General features: G+C 64.9%; 20 protein-coding genes. 7 read left to right on the top strand and 13 right to left on the bottom strand.

The features are described 5' to 3' along the window. The 5 genes from GAU_RS14630 (at position 1) to GAU_RS14610 (ending at position 3901) form a co-directional block, all read left to right on the top strand. Positions 1-930 (top strand): proline dehydrogenase family protein, encoded by a 930-nt coding sequence (locus GAU_RS14630; protein ID WP_015894664.1) that lies wholly within the window; start codon positions 1-3, stop codon positions 928-930. 7 nt (positions 931-937) lie between these two features. Further along, positions 938-1291, top strand: coding sequence for a hypothetical protein (locus GAU_RS14625; protein WP_015894663.1), 354 nt, complete (start codon positions 938-940; stop codon positions 1289-1291). Next, positions 1288-2211 carry a ribosome small subunit-dependent GTPase A gene (gene rsgA, locus GAU_RS14620; protein WP_015894662.1) on the top strand — a complete coding sequence of 308 codons (924 nt, stop codon included), beginning with the start codon at positions 1288-1290 and terminating at the stop codon, positions 2209-2211. Before GAU_RS14625 ends, rsgA begins: the two co-directional genes overlap by 4 nt. Positions 2212-2285: 74 nt before the next feature. Continuing rightward, positions 2286-2792 carry an RNA polymerase sigma factor gene (locus GAU_RS14615; RefSeq protein ID WP_015894661.1) on the top strand — a complete coding sequence of 169 codons (507 nt, stop codon included), beginning with the start codon at positions 2286-2288 and terminating at the stop codon, positions 2790-2792. Beyond that, the gene (locus tag GAU_RS14610; RefSeq protein WP_015894660.1) at positions 2789-3901 is read left to right on the top strand and encodes an anti-sigma factor domain-containing protein; all 1113 of its coding nucleotides are present in this window, start codon (positions 2789-2791) and stop codon (positions 3899-3901) included. The genes GAU_RS14615 and GAU_RS14610 overlap by 4 nt, the downstream gene beginning before the upstream one ends. 18 nt (positions 3902-3919) lie before the next feature. Here the strand turns inward: GAU_RS14610 and GAU_RS14605 are convergent, their stop codons facing one another. The 4 genes from GAU_RS14605 to pdxH form a co-directional block, all read right to left on the bottom strand. Continuing rightward, complete coding sequence (locus GAU_RS14605) at positions 3920-4888, bottom strand: hypothetical protein (protein WP_015894659.1); 969 nt, start codon at positions 4886-4888, stop codon at positions 3920-3922. A gap of 34 nt (positions 4889-4922) precedes the next feature. After that, on the bottom strand, positions 4923-5849 hold the full coding sequence (locus tag GAU_RS14600) for a phosphodiester glycosidase family protein (protein ID WP_169307698.1): 927 nt from the start codon (positions 5847-5849) through the stop codon (positions 4923-4925). A gap of 31 nt (positions 5850-5880) precedes the next feature. Continuing rightward, a complete protein-coding gene (locus GAU_RS14595) occupies positions 5881-6819 on the bottom strand; it encodes a hypothetical protein (protein ID WP_015894657.1) in 939 nt (312 codons plus the stop codon). Positions 6820-6992: 173 nt separating this feature from the next. After that, positions 6993-7628, bottom strand: a complete 636-nt coding sequence (pdxH, locus tag GAU_RS14590) for a pyridoxamine 5'-phosphate oxidase (protein WP_015894656.1) — start codon at positions 7626-7628, stop codon at positions 6993-6995. A 73-nt stretch (positions 7629-7701) separates the two neighbouring features. Here pdxH and GAU_RS14585 point away from each other — a divergent pair, with 73 nt between their 5' ends. Beyond that, complete coding sequence (locus GAU_RS14585; protein WP_015894655.1) at positions 7702-8361, top strand: DsbA family oxidoreductase; 660 nt, start codon at positions 7702-7704, stop codon at positions 8359-8361. Between the two features lie 400 nt (positions 8362-8761). Here the strand turns inward: GAU_RS14585 and bioB are convergent, their stop codons facing one another. The 8 genes from bioB to GAU_RS14545 are packed head-to-tail and all read right to left on the bottom strand — an operon-like array spanning position 8762 to position 15116. Next, positions 8762-9829 carry a biotin synthase BioB gene (gene bioB / locus GAU_RS14580; RefSeq protein ID WP_015894654.1) on the bottom strand — a complete coding sequence of 356 codons (1068 nt, stop codon included), beginning with the start codon at positions 9827-9829 and terminating at the stop codon, positions 8762-8764. A 46-nt stretch (positions 9830-9875) separates the two neighbouring features. Then, the gene (bioD, locus tag GAU_RS14575) at positions 9876-10622 is read right to left on the bottom strand and encodes a dethiobiotin synthase (protein WP_015894653.1); all 747 of its coding nucleotides are present in this window, start codon (positions 10620-10622) and stop codon (positions 9876-9878) included. A gap of 15 nt (positions 10623-10637) precedes the next feature. After that, on the bottom strand, positions 10638-12077 hold the full coding sequence (locus GAU_RS14570) for an adenosylmethionine--8-amino-7-oxononanoate transaminase (RefSeq protein WP_197525988.1): 1440 nt from the start codon (positions 12075-12077) through the stop codon (positions 10638-10640). After that, entirely contained in the window at positions 12074-13276 is a 1203-nt protein-coding gene (bioF, locus tag GAU_RS14565; protein ID WP_169307697.1) for an 8-amino-7-oxononanoate synthase, read from the bottom strand. The genes GAU_RS14570 and bioF overlap by 4 nt, the downstream gene beginning before the upstream one ends. Positions 13277-13284: 8 nt before the next feature. Next, positions 13285-13635 (bottom strand): hypothetical protein, encoded by a 351-nt coding sequence (locus GAU_RS14560; protein ID WP_041265563.1) that lies wholly within the window; start codon positions 13633-13635, stop codon positions 13285-13287. Next, positions 13632-14144 carry a copper chaperone PCu(A)C gene (locus GAU_RS14555; protein ID WP_052574474.1) on the bottom strand — a complete coding sequence of 171 codons (513 nt, stop codon included), beginning with the start codon at positions 14142-14144 and terminating at the stop codon, positions 13632-13634. Before GAU_RS14555 ends, GAU_RS14560 begins: the two co-directional genes overlap by 4 nt. Positions 14145-14151: 7 nt before the next feature. Then, on the bottom strand, positions 14152-14757 hold the full coding sequence (locus GAU_RS14550) for an SCO family protein (RefSeq protein ID WP_015894648.1): 606 nt from the start codon (positions 14755-14757) through the stop codon (positions 14152-14154). Continuing rightward, a complete protein-coding gene (locus GAU_RS14545; RefSeq protein ID WP_015894647.1) occupies positions 14742-15116 on the bottom strand; it encodes a Fur family transcriptional regulator in 375 nt (124 codons plus the stop codon). Before GAU_RS14545 ends, GAU_RS14550 begins: the two co-directional genes overlap by 16 nt. A 110-nt stretch (positions 15117-15226) precedes the next feature. Between GAU_RS14545 and GAU_RS14540 the strand changes: the two genes are divergently transcribed. Then, positions 15227-15823 (top strand): phosphatase PAP2 family protein, encoded by a 597-nt coding sequence (locus GAU_RS14540; protein ID WP_041265562.1) that lies wholly within the window; start codon positions 15227-15229, stop codon positions 15821-15823. On the opposite strand, the gene GAU_RS21945 is transcribed toward GAU_RS14540, so the two are convergent. Next, complete coding sequence (locus GAU_RS21945) at positions 15724-16332, bottom strand: DUF3299 domain-containing protein (RefSeq protein WP_169307696.1); 609 nt, start codon at positions 16330-16332, stop codon at positions 15724-15726. The genes GAU_RS14540 and GAU_RS21945 overlap by 100 nt on opposite strands. Positions 16333-16409 lie beyond the last annotated feature (77 nt).

Genomic DNA, 16409 nt, shown 5'->3' with positions numbered 1-16409 from the left:
ATGCTTCGCACGGGACTGCTGTACCTCTCGCGCCAACAGCGCATTTTCAACCTGATCAAGAACGTCGGCTTCGCGCGCAAGATGGCATCGCGCTTCGTGGCCGGCGAGACCATCGCCACCGCGCTCGACGCCGTGACGCAGCTCAATGCCAAGGGGATCACTGCATCACTCGATCTCCTTGGCGAGAGCGTGCACAATGAGGCCGAGGCCCGGGAAACGGGTCGGCAGTATCTCGAACTGCTCGATCGCATCGCTGAACGAAAGCTGGACGCGAATGTCTCCGTGAAGCTGACGGCCCTCGGTCAGGACATCTCGGACGAGCTGGGGGTCGAGGTCGTGCGCGAAGTGCTGGCCCGTGCGAAGCAGTACGACAGCTTCGTGCGCCTCGATATGGAGTCGAGCGCCTACACCGACCGCACGCTCGACACCTTCGAGCAGCGGCTGTTTCCGGACTTTCCGGATACCGTGGGCGTGGTGCTGCAGAGTGCGCTGCGGCGTACACTCGATGATGTGGAGCGAGCCAACGCCCTGCCGTGTCGCGTGCGTATCTGCAAAGGGGCGTACCTCGAGCCGCCCGACGTGGCGTTCCCCGACAAGGCTGACGTCGATCGCAACTACGTGGCCGCGATGCACCGTCTGATGGAACACGGCCGCTACCCAGGCATTGCCACACACGACGAAAAGATCATCGCCGAGGCAAAGCGGTTCGCGAAGGAGAAAGGCATCGCGCCAGATCGTTTCGAGTTCCAGATGCTCTATGGTGTGCGCCGCGACCTGCAGGAACAGGTGGTGCGCGAAGGTTACCGTATGCGGGTGTACGTACCGTTTGGCAGTCAGTGGTATCCGTATCTCATGCGACGGCTCGCAGAACGTCCTGCGAACATCGCGTTCATGGCAGGGAACATTGTGAAAGAGAGTTTCCGTCGCTGAAGTCATCGTGAGCGAACATCATGGGCATCACATCCCGCCTGATCATGACGCGGGAGATGAACGCACGCTGGGCGGCTACATGGCCGTGCACCGCCGCCCTGCCGCGTTCGAGGGCGTCGACGGGCAGTCGTATTCTGCCGACATCCTGGCCGATACCACCGGTGATCGGGCCGCACCCTGGGGTGGCTACCTGTTTTTTGTGCGCTGGGGGCACGGCGAACCGGAAGTGCAGGGGCATCTCGAGTCCGCCTTCATTGTCACCGGTCCTACCGAGGCTGCCGTACGCCATCAGCTTGGCGCGATGCCACTGACGTCCGTCAAAGCCACGCTCGACGCTCTGATCCGCGGACGGGGCGCATGACCACATCGACCACGGGCGTGGTGGTGCAGGGCACGGGTGGTGTGTGGGAGGTGTACACAGAACAGGGGGAGCGTTTCTCGGCTTCCATGCGTGGACGCCTCAAGCACGAAGCGCACGGCGCGCTCAAGCTGGCCGTTGGTGATCGTGTGACCATCGCCCGCGACGCGCAGCATGCCGAGACATGGGCGATCACCGACATTCATCCACGCACCAGCAAGTTGGCGCGCCGCATGCCTGGTGGCCGCTATGGCGAACGCATCGTGGTGGCCAATCTCGATCAGGTGCTGGTGGTGTTCGCGGCGGCGCGGCCCGACCCGCATCCGCGCATGCTCGATCGGTTCCTCGTGATTGCCGAGGCCAACGGGCTCTCGGCGCGCATCGTGATCAACAAGGCCGATCTGGTGTCTCCTGAGGTGTCGGCCGCGTTGTTCGCCGATCAGATGGCGGCCGGCTATCCGGTGCATCACACGAGTATCCACACGGGGGAAGGGCTCGAGGCACTGCGCGACGAAGTGGAGCATCGCAGCTCTGCGCTGTCTGGTCCGTCCGGTGTGGGGAAGTCGTCGCTCATGAATGCGCTGTTCCCCGGGCTCGATCTGCGCACGGCCGCTGTCAGTGATGCCGTGAACAAGGGGCGGCATACCACCGTTGGAGCGATGCTGCATCCGCTGCCACACGGCGGTTTCATTGCCGACACCCCCGGGCTGCGGGAAGTCGGGCTGTGGGGGATCGAGGCGGGGCAGGTGGCCTCGTGTTTCCCCGAATTCCGTCCGCTGCTGTCGGCGTGCCGGTTTGCCGACTGCATTCACACCGTCGAGCCGGGATGTGCTGTCCGCGAAGCGGTGGAAGCTGGGGACGTATCGCCAGGCCGGTACGAAAGTTATGTGAAGTTGCGGGACGAACTCATGGGACGGAGCTGAGGCGAGACGGCCCTGTCGCTCGGCTGATGCATTTCCGCGTCCCCTCCGCGCGGTGACGGCGATACCTTTCCGCCGTGACCTCTGAAGACACCCCACCGCCGTCGGACGCTGAATCCGACGTCACCTGCCTGCAAGCCATCGCTGGTGGCGACGAACTCGCCTTGCGACACCTCTATGATCGGCACGGCGCCACCGTGTACGGCCTCGTGCTGCGCATGCTCGGCGACCCCGAACGTGCCGCCATGGCGACCGTGGAGACCTTCACGCAGGCATGGCGTGATGCCGGACGCTATCGCGGTGTGCGGGGCAATGTGCTGGGGTGGCTGACGACGATCGCGCGGCTTCGGGCGCTCGATCTGGCGCGTGCTGGTGATGAACAACGGCACGATGTGCTGACCGATGGCACATCACCGCTGGTGCTGGCATTGCCCGAGGAGACGCAGCAGGCCATCGCCCTCATCTTCTTCGGCGGCTACACGCAGCATGATGTGGCTGATCGCCTGCAGATTCCGGTCGGCACCGTGCGGCGGCATGTGGAGATGGGAATGCGTGCACTGCGCGTGAAGCGGGAGGCGTTGTGAGTGAGTACACCTCGCTGGAGGCGCTCCGAGGCACGATGCCGGCCTATGTCCTTGGCGCACTCACGCCCGAGGAGCGCACCGACTATGAACGCGCGCTGCGCACGCCGGAAAACGCCTCGGTGATGCGTGGCGAGTTCGAAGCCTGTCAGGCCACCGTGAACATGCTGGCCAGTGCGCAGCCGGTGGAGCCACCTGACGGGTTGTTCGATCGGATCCTCACGCAGGTCCATGCGGTGATGGCGCAGGCTGCCGCGGCACCACCGCTGGAAACCACGGCTCCCACGATCGATCGACGCGGCGGAGATCGTCGTCGTGATGATCGTCGCGTCGACGATGGCCAGCATCAGCCAGATGAAGATCGCCGCCAGCAGGAACGGCGGCACGAAGGCCGCCGGCATGACGACACCGTGGAGGTGCACACGCCGATCAGTGCGCCGGTGGTACGTATGTCCCGCAACAGCCGCGCCACGCGCGCCCTGACACCACTCGCGATGAGCGGTGTGGAGGCCCGTTCGAATACCATGCCCCTCGTCGGCTGGTGGACGGCGGGTGCGTTGTTTCTGGTGCTCGTCGGGGTGAGTTATTTCGCGGCCACCACACGACGTGCGCATGCCGAACTCGATACGCGTCTGCGCGAAAATCGTGTGCTGCTCTCACGCAGCGAGGCACGACTGGCCGAACGCGAACGGCTCACCGTCACGTTGCTTGGTGGGCGGGCGTCGGTGGTGTTGGTCAACCTGCGCCATCCCACCACGGATGCGGCAGCGCAGTTCTTCTGGAACGCGCGCGAAGGCCGGGCCATTATCAATGTGTTCGGGCTGCCACCACTGCCGCCCGATCGCAGCTATCAGCTATGGATGCTGCGCGATGGCGTCTCCACCCCGATCATCGAGATCTCGCCCAACGAAGCGGGCGCCGTGCTGGTGCCGGGCATCGAGATGCCCACCTCACCCACCGGGGTGACACAGTTGTTCATCACGAATGAACCGCGGTCCGGGAAGCTCGCGGCGCCCAGCGAGCCGCAGGTACTGTTTGGAACGGTGGAAGCGCGAGCGGCACTGTTGGTGAACTCGGCGCCGCCGCCGCAAAATCCGGCGGCGGCCCGTTAGGCACGTGGCAACGCGCGGTTACTTCCAGTTCTTCACGTCACCCCAGTCCTTCCAGCGCATCGAATTGTCGCGGAAGTACGGTGTGAGGGCTTTGATCTCGGCGGCGTGAGCCGTGAGCACCGCCTGCTCTTCGTCGGTGAACACGCCGTCCTTGCCAACCTTGAGCGACGGCGTCTCCTGGAGCAGCGCCCACAGCGCCATGCGCTCACGCAGGCGACCAAACTGCGTCGTGGTCAGCTTGTCCTTCACACTGGCCGCCGGATCGAACTGACCGCGATCCGGATCGAAGTCGCCCGACATGCCATTCGCCGCAATGTCGGCTTCGATGAGGACCGCCGGACGGAAATCCGCCGTGCAAGACGACCCCATCTTGAGTGCGGCAGAACGCATCTGCAGCGTGTTCAGACTGTCCTGCAGGTAGTGCATGGCGCGGCGGTCCTGCGAACCTGCTGCGGTGCTGAGACGGGTCTGCATGCTACCCGTCTGTTTGTCGATCCGCTCGATGGCCACCGCGTTCTTCTTCGACGCGGCCATCATCGCGTTCGGGTCGATGCCACCGGAGCTCAGCTTCTGAAAGCAGGCTTTGTTGGCGCTGTCCTTGAGCGCATACTCGCGGCGCGCTTTCACCAACGCCTGCCGATTGCGCGCGGCATCGAGACGTGGGGTGAGGGCCGTCAGTACCAGTCCGACATGATCTTCGGTGAGCGCGTAGCTGACCGTCGGCGCCTTGGTGGCGGCCGCATCGGAGGCCGTGGCCGATGCGCTGCTTTCCGCACTGCTACCAGTGGCCGGCGACGCGCTTTCCTTTTTACCGGTGAGCTTTTCATCGGCCGCTTTCTTGGCGGCTTCGGCACCCATCTTTTTGAGCTTGCCGAGTTGCGCATGCGCTGGCGTGGCCGACGACAGCAGCAGGAAGGTCGCGCCAACGGCACTGGCGAGTGTGGTGAATCGCATGGCGGGGCGGGTCGATGAACAGGACATTCGCATAGGTCTTCTCCGTCGAAGAAGGCAACACGCGAAATCAACGGCCCGTTGGTGTCGGCGCAAGCTCGGCTTTTACTCGACCCACCAGGGCGAGGGGCACACGCCGGAGCCCATGCCATTGTGTTGTGACAGGCCCGTCACGCACCAGCAATTGCGCCGACAGGCCGCCATCGAGCATCACGGCACGTGCCACGCCCAACTCACGCATGATGGTGGCCATCTCACCGGTCGTCGGTCCGATCGGCAGCCGATTGCCCGCGCTGCCCACCCCGGCGTACCGGGTGAGAGCCAGCAGCACGTGGCCATCGGGCAGCACACCCAGTGTGAGACGTATGTCACGATGTTCGAGATCCACAGCGCCCGGCGCGCACAATCCGGGGGGCAGCGCGCCGTCGTTCAGGATGAGCGGGAACGACTGCAGGGCCTCCTCCCATCCCCCTCGGCGTCTGGCCTCGGCAATCTCGTCCGCCCGCAGGATGGCGGCGCGTCCGGCGGTGTCGATCACGAACGCGGCCGACAAGGGCCCCACGCCTGGCGCCTGCCATTCGCGCTGACGATGCACCACCCAACCCCATGGACCATCATCGGTGAATTGGCCGGCATTGAGGGCGATCACCGCATCTTTGGGCGCGTTGTCGAGTGACCACGGCGCCAGCGCGTCACCGTCACGTGCGATCTCGAGTGTCAGGGCAATGCGCGCCGGATCGATGTCCACCACGATCACGGTCGTGGAGATACCACGCGCGCCCAATTGCACCGGCCACTCAGCCCACCGCACATCACGCCCTTTCCACCGGAGTGTCGTCCGCCGGGCTGCCGATCGGACTGCCGGAGCGGTGGCCGTGGTGCACGGCATGGCTATGATCCGACTCACCGCGGGAGCGCGCTGCGCGGTGAGTGCGCTCGGCACACTCACGAATGCGGGAAGCAGCAGGCCGGCCGCACATGCGACCAGCCTGCTCACGAGTGGCATACGCCCGCCAACGCTACGCGCGTTACCAGCCCTTGAGGTCACCCCAGTTCGTCCACGACAACGAGCCATCACGGAAGAATGGCGCCAGCGTCTTGAGTTCGCTGGCTTTCACCTGCAGCGCCTGCGATTCGGCGTCGGTGAAGCGGCCTTCGGTGGGCTTCGCATGCCCCTCCTGAATCAACGCCCACAGCGCGATGCGCTCGCGAATACGGCCGAACTGCGACGTGGTCATACCGGCCCGCTGCGCCGCGGGCACCTGCAACTGTCCGTCGTCACCGGTCCGCTCTTCCGCCATCTCCGCATCCACAATGGCCAGTGTGCGATGCACCGGTGTGCCACACTTGCCACCCACCAGTGCCACCTGACCCTGCACGGAAAGCACTGTCATGGAGTCCTGCAGCATCAGCATCTCGCGCTTCTTGCTGGGATCCTGCGAAATCGCACTGTAGCGCTCGAGCATGGGGGCCATCTTGGCGGTGAAGGCGGCCGAGCGCTCAACACCTTCCGGCGAAATCGTCATCGCGCGCTTGGCTGATGCCGCGGCGCATTCTTCGTAGGCAGTGCGCTTGGCATTGAACGCATCCATCTGCTGTTTCGCGGCGGCACGCATCTTCGCGTCTTCCACGAACGGCGTGAGGGCGGCCAGCACGGCGTCGAGACGCTCGGCCGTGATATCGTACGTCACGCGGGCCGAAGCACTGCTGCTGGAACCGACGCTGGAGCCCGTTGCGGACTCCATACCAGCGGCTTCAATCACCTTCTTGGCGGCAGCCTCTTTGGCTGCCCGCGCGCCCAGATCCTTGAGCTTGCCGAACTGCGCGTGAGCAGACGACGGGGCCAGGCCGAGCAGGGCGAGCGGAATGCACAGGCGCGCTACGAGCGCGGATAGTGCGGAAAACTGCGAAGACTGCGCGATGGCCGATGTGGCCGCGCGCGTGCCGAAAGCACGATGCGAGAACATTGAAACTCCTGAAGTATGACATCGAAGAGGACAACGGTGCGTCGCCGGCAATTGGGCGCCACAACCGAACTCGGTGCCACACATACGGGAGTCGTCGTGTACAGGTTACAACGTGCTCCCTGCGGCTGGCCGACCAGCCACGGCGCATAGTCCGGGCTGGTCCAGCGCCATACTCACGGAGAGAGTCGCCGCGTCACCCAGCGTCCTGCTTCCCGCCGGTACTGGATACGATCGTGCAAACGGCTCGCCCGGCCCTGCCAGAACTCGATCTCTTCCGGCACCACACGGAAGCCTCCCCAATGCTCTGGCAGCGGCACCGATGCGCCGTCGAATCGCTGGGTGTTGGCGGCGAGTTCCTGCTCCAGCACTTCGCGCGAATCGAGCACACTGCTTTGTGTCGACGTCCAGGCGCCGATCCGACTGGGCAGTGGGCGCGACTGGAAGTATTCGTCCGACTCGGCACGACTCACGCGTTGCACGGCGCCATTGATACGCACCTGCCGCTCCAACTCACCCCAGAAAAAACACAGCGACGCACAGGGATTGTCGGCCAGTTCCTGCCCCTTCCGGCTGCGATAGTCGGTGTAGAACACGAACCCGCGTGCGTCCGCACCCTTGAGCAGCACCATGCGCGCGGAGGGATAGGCGTCGGGAGTCGCAGTAGCCAGGCACATGGCATTGGGTTCGAGAACCTGGGCGGCGAGCGCTTCATCGAACCAGGCCAGGAACTGGGTGATCGGGTCGCCCGCCACGTCCTGCTCGGACAGGGAACGCTGGCGGTAGTCGGTACGGATATCGGCGATGGACATGGACGGCGGTGCGGAGGACGAAGCAGGCACACGGGACTGCAGTTCATGGGTTCCCAAACGTACACTCCATACCATGGCCTTCACGAAACTGGTGAGTGTCGAGCTCTATGCCGACCTCGTTTGCCCCTGGTGCTGGATCGGCGATCGTCGCCTGTGGCGCGCACTGACCGTGGTGCAGGAAGCCCACCCCCACGTCGGTTTTGATGTGGTGTGGCGTCCCTTCCAGCTCGACCCGTCGCTGCCGCCGGAAGGGCGTGACTGGGAAGAGGTGATCGAGAACAAGTTCGGTGGCCGTGCGCGCGCCGAACCCATGTTCGCGCGGGTGGCCGAAGCCGGTGCGCCCGACGGCTGCGTGTTCCACTTCGACCGAATCACCCGCATGGCCAACACCGCGCGAGCGCACGGCCTGGTGGTGCATGCCCAGCAAACCGAAGGTGATACCTGGGCACTGGTCGAATCGATCTATGCCCGGCACTTCACCGAGGGTGCCGATCTCGGTGACGCCGATACGCTGCGGCAACTGGGGCGCGCTGCGGGGTTCTCCGAGGCCGATCTCACCCAGATCGTGGACGAAGGTCGCTACGATCTCGACGTGCAGCAGAGCCAGCGGGAAGCGGCGCGGCTTGGCATTCAGGGGGTGCCGTTTGCGGTACTCGATGGCCGCTATGGGATCAGCGGCGCGCAGCCTGAGGAAGTGTTCGTGCAGGCGCTGACGCAGGTCGTGAACGAATAGGGCTTCGCGCGTTGCCTGGTTTTTGATCGTCGGAAAGCTGGAGGGGCCGCCTGCGGCGGCGATACCGGCAGGATCAACAGCCGGATGGGCGAGCCGTGTGGACGACCATCCACTCTGCAGTGCTGCCCAAGAGTGTTTTGGATGGACTGCGGGAAAGCACTCAGTGTGTGGTTGCTCAGTGGTTATTCAAATCGCACGCAGGCGTTCATCAATAGCAGTGGTCGATCCTGCTGTTCATCCAGCAGTTGATCCTGCCGGTATCACCGCCGCAGGCGGCCCCTATGCCTCGCCAACGCTTCAAGCCCCGTCGCGAGGCACTACGTGGAGAACAAAGAGTCCCACGGCCTGGAGCGGCCAGTGGGACTCTTCTGATCTCACGACAGCGGTGTCGACCTCCTGATCAGACCTCGACCAGCGGCAGCGGAGCGCGTGGATACTCCTCGGGAACGCCTTCGAATGGATCCCCCACAAGCGGTTCACCGTCGGGGGTCTCGAGCACAAAGCCCGCGTCTTCGATCATGCGCATGTCATCGCGCGCCGTCTGCCCCTGCGTGGTGAGGTAGTCACCCACGAAGATGGAGTTGGCGGGATAGAGGCCCATCACCTGCATGCTGCGCAGGTGCACTTCGCGGCCACCGCTGATGCGAATTTCCTGTGTCGGCAACAGGAAACGGTACAGCGACAGGATGCGCAGGCAACGGCGCGGGTCGAGCTCACGAATGCCGGCGAAGCTGGTGCCTGGCACCGGGATCAGGAAGTTGACCGGCACGCTCTTCACGTCGAGCTCACGCAACGACAACGCCAGGTCGATCACGTCGTCATCACTTTCGCCCATGCCGAGAATGCCACCGCTGCATGTCTTCATGCCGGCAGCCTTCACGGCCTGTACGGTGTTCACACGATCTTCGAACGTGTGTGTGCCCACCACTTCGGGCGTGTAGTTGGCCGACGTGTTGAGGTTGTGATTCACCGTCTCCACGCCCGCGTCCTTGAGGCGCAGCACCTGTTCTTCGTTCAGCAGGCCCAGGCAGGCGCAGATCTTGAGATCGTGCTTTTCCCGCACCGCGCGCACCGCGTCGAGCACTTTGCCAAACACGCGCTCACCCGGCGTACGACCCGAGATCACCATGCACAACGTGCCCGCTTTGAGCGCCGCGGCGCGATCGGCAGCTTCCATGATGCGATCCTGGGCCAGCATCGGGTACTTCTCGATTTCGGCCGTGGAGATCTTCGACTGCGAGCAATAGCCGCAGTCTTCAGGACACAAACCGCTCTGGGCATTGAGCAGGAAGTGCAGGCGCACGCGGTTACCCCACGTGGCTCGGCGCACGCGATACGCGGCGGCCAACTGATCGAGCAGCACATCGTCGGAGGCGGTGAGCACGGCATGCGCTTCATCGCGCGTCAGTACATCACCAGCCAGGGAGCGATCGGCGAGTCGCTGCCAGTCGTAAGAACGATCGGTCATCGGAAGAGTCGGTCAGTCGGCAAACAAGAAAGAAGCGCGTGTCACTCTAGGTGCGCACACGCGGCAGGAGCCGGTCGATTCCCGAAGTCGCGGCCGCCAGAGCCAGCGCCTCGGAATCATCCACCTGCGCCACCCACGGAAACTGAAACAGGGGAACCCGTGGCAACAGTTGGCCCAGCGCCTCGAAGTTCGTGGCGCGGGCCTCATCGGTGCCAGACGGTGACATGGGCGGGGTGAGCGCCGACAGCACGACACCCCGTATGGTCAGTCCGGCCCCTTGGAGCGCCCGCACGGTCAACAGCGTGTGATTGAGCACGCCCAGCCGGTTGCCAGCCACCACCACCACTTCGGCCTCCCATCGCTGGAAAAGATCCAGATAACTGGTGTCGATGTCGAGGGGAACGAGAATCCCGCCGGCCCCCTCCACGAGCAGCAACTCCTGGTCGACTTCCAGCACCGCTCGGCACCGATCGAGCTGCACGAGTTGCACCGGACGCCCTTCACGCTGCGCGGCCACCATGGGCGCCACAGGATCGGTGTACACATACGGGCGCACCAGATCGATCGGCGCCGTGCTGGCCGCGGCTTGCATCAGACGCGCCGCATCGGAGCGCGGAACGCCGGCGGTATCGTCGCCAGACACATCCCGGGCGTCGACACCGCTCTCCACCGGCTTCATGACGGCCACACGGACTCCGAGCTGCCGGGCACGCGCCGCCAAGGCACAGGCCACCACTGTCTTGCCGACACCAGTGTCCGTGCCCGTGATACCAAGGCGCAACACCGCGCTCACAGCCCAACCACGTGGTCAGTCATCGAACGGGCCGCCGGTGCCGATCGGCGCCGCACGCTCACCATCGAGGAAACGTTGCAGCACGGCGTACACCGCATCGATCTCACGATCGGTGGTGCAGTAGGGCGGCAGACAGTAGGCCACGTTGCCCAACGGGCGCAGCAGAATGCCCTGTTCGAGCGAGAAGGCGGCCAGTTCACGTCCGATATCGCTCAAATACCCATCGGGTGCATCGAGCTCCACCGCCGCCACGGTACCAATCTGCCGCACCGCCCGCACACCCTTGGTGCCTTCGAGCGTCGCCAGATGCCGCATATGCGCCACTTCGATGCGCACACGCTCGTCTTCGCTGTCTTCGTCGAAGAGCTGCAGTGACGCCAGTGCGGCCGCGCAGGCAATCGGATTGGCGGTGTACGAGTGGCCGTGGAAGAATGTCTTGCGACGATCGGTGCTGCTGAACGCGTCGAAGATGTCTTCCGTGGCGGCCGTAGCACCGAGCGGGAGCAACCCACCGGTGAGTCCCTTCGACATGCACAGCAGATCGGGGCGCACATCGGCCCGGTCGCAGGCAAACAACGGCCCCGTGCGCCCAAAACCCGTGAGCACTTCATCGGCAATGAGATGCACACCGGCGGCGCTGGTACGCTCGCGGATACCCTGCAGCACCGATTCATCCCACACACGCATGCCACCCGCGCCGATGAGCAACGGCTCCACGATCACGGCGGCGAGTTCCTTGCCACGCGCGGCGATCAGTGCATCCAGCGCAGCCAGCGTGTCCCCTTCTGAGGGATCGGGCAAGCGGGCCACATCGAACAGCAGCGGCTCGTACATGTTCGTGAACACGCTGCGTGCGCCGGCGGCCATCGCGCCAAACGTGTCACCGTGATAGGCATGGTCGAGCGCCGCAATCAGACGGCGCGACTGACCACGATTCGCGAAGGACTGCACCGACAATTTGATCGCCACTTCCACCGCGGTCGAACCGTCGTCCGAGTAGAAGATGCGTGTGAGACCACGGGGCAGACGGCCCACCAATTCGGCCGCCAGTGCGGTGGCCGGTTCGTGTGTGAAGCCGGCAAAGATCACCTGGTCGAGCGATGCTGCCTGATCCGTGATCGCCTGCACGATCTCCGGCTGGCAATGACCGTGGGTGGTCACCCACCACGACGAGATGGCATCGAGCAGAGGCTTGCCGTGGGTGTCATACAACCAACTGCCCTTGGCCCGGACAATCGGCACGGGCAGCGGAGCCTGATGATGCTGCGTGTACGGATGCCAGACGTGTGCCGTGTCGTGCAGCAGAATGTGCTGGCGCTGCAGATCCGCCGGCTCGCCGGGCGGGGCTGCGTCGTCTTCGTCGCCGTCATCGTACATCGCACCCGCGTCGGACTCCGTCTCGTCGTTCATGTCCTCGAGATCGAAATCGTCATCCGGCTCGTCAAATGCGCTCATCGGGTTCGCAACACGTCGAGAAGGTTGGCAGCCAGCGCGTCGACCAGTTCCATGGGATGCACCGCCGAGAGGGAGATGCGAAGCCGCGATGTTCCGGCCGGCACGGTGGGCGGACGCACCCCACCCACCAGAAAGCCGCGACGACGCAGTGCAGCCACCGTTTCCATCGTGCGCACAGGATCACCGATGTGCACCGGCACGACATGGCCATCACTCTCGCCCGGTACATCGAGTCCCGCGCCACGCAGGCGTTGCCGCAGGCGGCGTGCCCGCTCCCGCACCGCATCGCGGCGCCAGCTCTCCACCTCGGCCAGTCGCAGTGCTTCGAGCGTCGCGGCCGCCATCGCCGGCGGTGTGCCCGTCGTGAAGATGAACGATCGGGAACAGCTCACCAGCAACTCCACCAATTCCTGCGAACCGCCTACGTACGCCCCCACGGTGCCCAGTGCCTTGCCGAGCGTGCCGACCACCACATCGACCTGGCCACCCACGCCAAAGTGTTCGAGCGTGCCGGCGCCGGTGGCCCCGAGCACCCCAGTGCCATGGGCATCGTCGACATAGGTCCACGCCTGATGCCGGCGCGCGAGGGGCACGAGCTGGTCGAGCGGGAAGAGGTCGCCGTCCATGGAGAACACCCCCTCCACCACGATCAGCGCGCGACGATACTGATGTCGCTCCGCTTCGAGCATGGCGCCCAATGCGGCGATGTCGTTGTGCGGGAATACACGAACGGTGGCGCGCGACAGACGGCACCCGTCGATCAGTGACGCGTGGTTGAGCGCGTCGGAGTAGATCACATCACCGCGATCCACGAGCGACGCGATGGCGCCCACGTTGGCCATGTACCCCGACGGGTACAACAGGGTGAAATCCACCCGCTTGAGACGGGCCAGTGTGTGTTCGAGCGTCTCGTGAATCGGGTGATTGCCCGAAATGAGACGCGCCGCCGCTGCACCCGTACCTTCGGCCTGCAACACGGCCCACGCCGCACGTGCCACACGTGGGTCGGCGGCCAGACCGAGGTAGTCGTTCGATGCAAAGTCGGCTACGCGCTCGCCGTTGAAGAGCACCGTGCCGGCGCGGCGCTGATGCACCTGGCGCAGGGCGCGCTTGAGGCCGGCCGCTTCGAGCGCGCGCAGCTCTTCATCGAGGGCCGCGTTCATGGTCGACGGCGGCAACGGGATCTGCAGATCACTCACCGGACGGCTCACTTGATGACGAAGGTGAGCTGTGTGTTCGTGGGGTGGGCGGAACACATGCCACCGAACGTACCAGGAGGCACCGTATACTCGGTGCTGCTGCCGGCGGGAATCGAGAACATCGCGAGTTGGTGTTTTACCGTGTCGTCATTGACCACGCGGATGGTGCGGCGTGCGCCGCTACCGCCCACGAAGATCGTATCACCGAGCGGCGCTGAGCGGCCGTAGGCATTGGTCACCTCGGCGAGGCCGCCGCGGTGCACACGAATGAGCGTATCGGGGCGGGGCCAGGTCAGCCACACGATCACTGCGGTGAGGACAACCAGCCCGGCTACGCCGCCTGCACGAGCCGGATTCACGGTGCGCGCACGGGAATGGTGAGCGGCACCAGATCACCGGTGGCGAGTTGCACCACCAGGGGCACGCTGTCGCCTGCCCGGAGCGCGCTGTGCAGGCCGATGAGCATCACGTGCAATCCGCCCGGCGCCATGACCAGCGAATCACCCGGCGCGATGGTGATGGACGGACGTGCCGACATCTTGGCCATGCCGTCGTGATGCGACGTCTCGTGAATTTCCACGGCATCGGCCGAGGCACTGGCGGCACCCACGATTTCCACCGCCGTCGCGTTGCCGTTGACCAGCGTGATGTACGCGCCACCCGTGGCGGCGGAATCGGCAATGCGAGCCCACGCATCGCGTACCGTCAGTCCGTGAATGGTCTCCGCAGGTACCGGAGGGACCGGCGCTGCTGCCGCGGTGTCGGCGGCCTGCTGTTCACCGCTGCCACAGGCAACGGCGCCCGCGCCGAGCATGGCGATACTCGTCGTGCGCAGCAGAAGCGCACGGGTGTTTTCAAAGACGTGCATGGACAACTCAGAGAAGGCGATCGAGGTCGGCGGCCAGCGCCTCCCATGACGTGCCGAACGGATAGAGCGCCACCAGGCGTCCCTGATCGTTGACGAGAAAAACCTGCGATGAATGACTGACCATATAGCCGTTGGCGGTTGGCGCGTCTTCGCGCGCTGACGCTACACCAAAGGCTTCCATGATGCCGGCCGTGGTGGGTCCGTCACCGGAGACGCCCACGAAGCTTGCGTCGTACTGCTTCGCGTAGCGCTCGGCCACCGCCGGCGTATCACGATCGGGGTCGACGCTCACGAACACAAAGCGCACCCGATCGGCCTTGGCACCCAGTTGGGCCTTCACCCGCTTCCAGTCGGCGAGCGTGGTGGGGCAAACGTCGGGGCAGTGGGTGTAGCCGAAGAACAGGACCATCGGCCGGTTCGCTTCAGGCACCGTGCGATACGGGGCACCGGACGCCTGGGTGAATTCGAACGTGGGCATGTCACGGGCCGGATCGATGGCCATGCCTTTGAAGCCACCCCCCATGTCACACGCGCCGAACAGCAGGGCGCCGATACCTGTGGCGAGGAGCCGGCGTGCGATCCGTCGCGACCGGGCGCTCAGTCCGCCGCGCATCGCGCGCACAATCCGTACAACACCACCTCATGGCTCTCCAGGCGGAAGCCGGCCGGAGCAAGGTCTTTCAGTTCACCGGGGCAGCCATGGATCTCGAAGACACGCGTACACGTGCGGCAGCGGAAGTGATGGTGATGCTCACTGCCGGCGCGCTCGTAGCGTGGTGGTTCACCGGGCAGCTCCACCGGCACCAACCAGCCGCTGTCGACCAGCGAATTGATGGTGCGATACACGGTGGCAATGCCGAGCTTCGCATGACGCGTCCGACCCGCTTCGAGGACCTCGTTCGGTCCAAGAGGGCGAGCGATCTCTTCGAACACCTGCCGGATGGCATCCCGCTGCTTCGTGTTGCGTTCCATGCTGGAAATATGGCGCCGGACCACTTCGATCATAGTGGCGTGGGTGTGGGTAGGCCTCTTGATTTCCGGCCATGAGCCTTCCTCTGAATTCTCTCCCACACCGGGAGCCGATGTCCCCCTCCTGGAAGCGCTGGCTGTTGGTCTCGGTGGTGGCCATTGTGCTGGCCCATCTGCTCGATCCGATAGCCTGGCAATGGCGCATGGCGACCGTGTACGAAAAGGACTGGGGTCGCCTGCTGCGTGTCATGGGATTTTTGCCAACGTGGGGCCTGCTCGGCCTGGCGTGGTGGCTGCAGCAGGATCAGCCCGCGGCGCGGCGCCATGGGGCGGCGTTGCTCGTGTTGGCGCCGTCGGCGGGCGGCATCGTGGCCGAAGTCCTCAAGCTGCTGGTGCGTCGCCTGCGCCCCGATGCCGACACGTTTGGGTATGTGTTTCGCAGTTTCGCCGAGGGGCCGCTGTCGAACCGCGGCATGGGTATGCCCAGCTCGCATGTGCTGGTCGCGTTTGCCGGCGCCTTTGCACTGGCCCGCCTTTTTCCGAGGGCACAGTGGGTGTTTTACACGCTGGCTGCCGGGTGCGCCGTCACGCGCATCCTCGCCCATGCCCACTACCTGAGCGACACCGTCGTGGCGGCCTGTGTGGCCTGGGGCGTGGTGGCCCTGATCGACGGCTGGCTCACCCGCCCCCGCCCCGAGGCGTCCGCCTGACGTTCCCGGAATGGCACGATGCGATCCGCGTCCATCTGGAAACCGGCCGACCCGTATGGTGACTGGAAGGTGATCACCCGCAGCACCCCTTCCACCCACACTGGCGCCCACCATGTCAGGTTCACCGTGCCGCGCATTTTCACGTACACCAACTGATTGGGCGGCGGCGGGGGCATGTGCACGCAGGCCCCGAAGTACGGCACCAGCAGGAATTCCTTGGCGCGGTCCTGAAAATCTTCCAGCGGCACGATGAACCCCGGCAGGCGGACCCGCCGGCCGACCAACCGGCGCAACGAGTCACCCGGAACCCCCGTGCGCAGGTCGAGGGTACGCAGCAGCCGCCAATCGATGGTCACCACCTCGTCCGCTGCCCCACTCACGGTGGGTGCCGTGACCGGAAGCGCGTCGCGGCTGGCCTCCACGGTATCGGGCACCGGCGACGGACGAACCCCGCACATGGCCGCCGCGATCAGGATCGACAGGGATGGGAGCAAACGAAGACGAGGCATGTTCTAACTGTAACGCTAATGATAATGCAAAAGCAATAAAGAATTGCTGGCTGTGTCTGGTTGTATTCGGACGCCTC

The organism is Gemmatimonas aurantiaca T-27 (assembly GCF_000010305.1).
Lineage (GTDB): Bacteria > Gemmatimonadota > Gemmatimonadetes > Gemmatimonadales > Gemmatimonadaceae > Gemmatimonas > Gemmatimonas aurantiaca.
This window is presented reverse-complemented; position numbering and strand designations above follow the sequence as displayed.

Coding starts and splice junctions, on each gene's coding strand:
- GAU_RS14630 (WP_015894664.1), top strand. CDS start 1: ATGCTTCGCACGGGACTGCTGTACCTCTCGCGCCAACAGCGCATTTTC.
- rsgA (WP_015894662.1), top strand. CDS start 1,288: ATGACCACATCGACCACGGGCGTGGTGGTGCAGGGCACGGGTGGTGTG.
- GAU_RS14605 (WP_015894659.1), bottom strand. CDS start 4,888: ATGCGAATGTCCTGTTCATCGACCCGCCCCGCCATGCGATTCACCACA.
- GAU_RS14595 (WP_015894657.1), bottom strand. CDS start 6,819: ATGTTCTCGCATCGTGCTTTCGGCACGCGCGCGGCCACATCGGCCATC.
- pdxH (WP_015894656.1), bottom strand. CDS start 7,628: ATGTCCATCGCCGATATCCGTACCGACTACCGCCAGCGTTCCCTGTCC.
- GAU_RS14585 (WP_015894655.1), top strand. CDS start 7,702: ATGGCCTTCACGAAACTGGTGAGTGTCGAGCTCTATGCCGACCTCGTT.
- bioB (WP_015894654.1), bottom strand. CDS start 9,829: ATGACCGATCGTTCTTACGACTGGCAGCGACTCGCCGATCGCTCCCTG.
- GAU_RS14570 (WP_197525988.1), bottom strand. CDS start 12,077: ATGAGCGCATTTGACGAGCCGGATGACGATTTCGATCTCGAGGACATG.
- GAU_RS14555 (WP_052574474.1), bottom strand. CDS start 14,144: ATGCACGTCTTTGAAAACACCCGTGCGCTTCTGCTGCGCACGACGAGT.
- GAU_RS14550 (WP_015894648.1), bottom strand. CDS start 14,757: ATGCGCGGCGGACTGAGCGCCCGGTCGCGACGGATCGCACGCCGGCTC.
- GAU_RS14545 (WP_015894647.1), bottom strand. CDS start 15,116: ATGGAACGCAACACGAAGCAGCGGGATGCCATCCGGCAGGTGTTCGAA.
- GAU_RS14540 (WP_041265562.1), top strand. CDS start 15,227: ATGTCCCCCTCCTGGAAGCGCTGGCTGTTGGTCTCGGTGGTGGCCATT.
- GAU_RS21945 (WP_169307696.1), bottom strand. CDS start 16,332: ATGCCTCGTCTTCGTTTGCTCCCATCCCTGTCGATCCTGATCGCGGCG.